The 2,430-nt window shown below is 55.8% G+C and carries 1 protein-coding gene and 1 pseudogene; both read left to right on the top strand.

Annotation, left to right across the window (positions count from 1 at the left end):
* Positions 1-1,404: RHS repeat-associated core domain-containing protein (locus tag EYC95_RS30835; RefSeq protein WP_256657022.1), on the top strand; the 1,404-nt coding region annotated here is incomplete at its 5' end.
* A gap of 250 nt (positions 1,405-1,654) precedes the next feature.
* Positions 1,655-2,430, top strand: a pseudogene (locus tag EYC95_RS29950) (toxin); the annotation flags it as partial.

The following is a 2,430-nucleotide window of genomic DNA, read 5'->3' as shown; positions in this document are numbered from 1 at the left end:
TATGATGGCGCTGGCCAGCGCGTGCGCAAAATTCGCTCGTTGCAGACCAATGCCCGAACCGTGACGGCTGAAGTGCGTTACTTGCACGGGCTGGAACTTCGTACCGACAACGGCACCGGGGAGGTGCGGCAGGTCATCACCGCACAGGCCGGCCTCAACACCGTGCGGGTGCTGCATTGGGAAAGCGCTCCACCATCCGGCGTCAACGATCAGTATCGCTACACTCTGGTCGATCACCTGAACTCCTGCACCGTGGAACTGGCCGACGATGCACAAATCATCAGCCAGGAAGTCTTTTACCCCTACGGCGAAACCGCGTGGTATGCCGGACCGGACGTGGTAGACAGCGACTATAAAACGATTCGTTATTCGGGCAAGGAGCGCGATGCGACAGGGCTTTACTACTATGGGTTTCGGTACTACATACCGTGGTTGTTCCGGTGGCTCAATCCTGACCCCAAAGGCTTCATTGATGGGCCGAACTTGTATCGGATGACTCAGAACAATCCGATCACCTTTATTGATGATGATGGAGCCGACACGCGAAAAAAACTGGCCAACGGATTGTGGGAACCGGTCATTGCGGCAGGTGCTGCACGCGATATTCCGAATGCGCCATATATCGATAGGGGCAAACCAAACTTTAGTGTGCCGGCGACCGGTAAGCCGACAAACATTCACAAATCCCTGGAGGTAGGCGAGTTTAGCCGGGTGGAGGTCAGCACTATGTTCCTGGACCCTGTTCCTGGTCGTTATTCGAAAGATGTTCTTGCAGGTCTAAGTAATAGAAATGGCGGGGGCGGGTTTATATTCACAATGGATCAACTCACTTACTCGGGAGCGAGCAAGGGGGCGTTCAACGCATTAAGAATTGTTGACATCCCGAAGGGCGAGATTCCCGACAAAGACAATGTGGTGTCCGGTTTCTGGGCTCCACAAGGCGGTTATGTGGATATACCGCTCAGGCCCACTGGAAGCGACCCTGATCATGTCTTCACTCCAGGCTTCAGTGGTTGTTCTTTGACGGTGGATCAACTGAATGACAACGTGCTTCGTGTCCGGCATGTGGAGGGATCGAAGGAAAACGTGCAATACAACGATCTTTCTGCACGAGAACATGGGATGGGGCTTGGCGCGGCGATGGAGTTTCAGGACTACGCCTATGCCTCGGACGGGCAAGGCAAACAGGAGCTAGTCAGAACCGGTTTTGCTTTTATGAAGTACGACCGAAAACAACAGGCCTGGAATATTCATTATCAGACCATTCAAGGGGCGAGCGGTATCGAGCGCTACGCACCAGGCAAAACGGGATTGTTCAACCGCTCGAACGCTGCTGTTTCGGTTTATTCACAGACGAAGGTCAGGAAGACCATGGCCAAGCAGGTGATCACTGCGAAAAAGTAAATGAATGGATAAAAAAAAGTCAGTGACCATCGCGCAAAACTCTGGCGCCAAATGGTTGGTTACAAAGCTAAATGAGTGGTCGTCATCTAGCCCTGCTCCACTGGCAATCACGGGTATGGATGTTTGTGATCAAGTCCATGGCCGCTGGTTGGTACTGTAGTTTTCTGGCAGTAGCCTGCCAGGTTCATGAACGATTGTATGGCAACTGACAAAACAGGGACGGACCGGTATGCAGGCGTCGAAGGTGGGAATGCACTACAAAACACCCCGATTGTTCGTCGTGGACCCGCGAGGGCTGCCGGTTCGTTCGGTTGATTATTGGCGCCAGATCGAAGGTGCCCCGGCTCAGGCGCGCATTTACCGCACCCTCCACGATGTCGCAGGTTTCGCGATCAAGCAGTGGGATCCGCGGCTGTGGGCGTTGCAAAAGGACGACCCCTCCACCCCGGCCAATCTCACGACCGTGCATTCGTTGCCCGGTGATCCCTTCTGTACGGTCAGTGTCGATGCCGGCTCACAGATCAGTCTTTTCGGTTTGGCCAGTGAAGTGCGGCAGGGCTGGGACAGTCGCGGTACCCGACGCGAGATTCACTACGACGACCTGCTTCGTCCCGTGGCGGTGTTTGAGCATGTCGCCACGCAACCCTCCCAATGTGCCGAACGTATGGAATATGGTGGGGCCGATCCGGTTTACCGCGATCGTAACCAGTGCGGGCAGTTGATTCGCCAGGATGGCCCCGGCGGGACCGTGCTGTTTGAGGCGTTTGCGATCACCGGCCAATGCACAAGGCACGTTCAGCACTTCACCCGGCAAGCCGTTGCGCCGGATTGGCCGGAACCGATAGCCGATCGACAAACACTGCTGGAACCGGGAGAGGGTGCCGTCTCGACGTGGCGTTACGGGCCTTTGGGTGATGTGCTGGAAACGGTCGATGCCCGGCAGAACCGCCAGACCTTCGCCTTCACCGTGGATGGCCGGCTGCGCCAAAGCGCCTTGAAGCTGGCCGGCAAAACCAATTGGCAAAC

The organism is Pseudomonas sp. BGI-2, assembly GCF_004310295.1.
GTDB lineage: Bacteria > Pseudomonadota > Gammaproteobacteria > Pseudomonadales > Pseudomonadaceae > Aquipseudomonas.
Note: the sequence above shows the minus strand (reverse complement) of the source record. Positions and strands in the feature narration are given on the sequence as shown.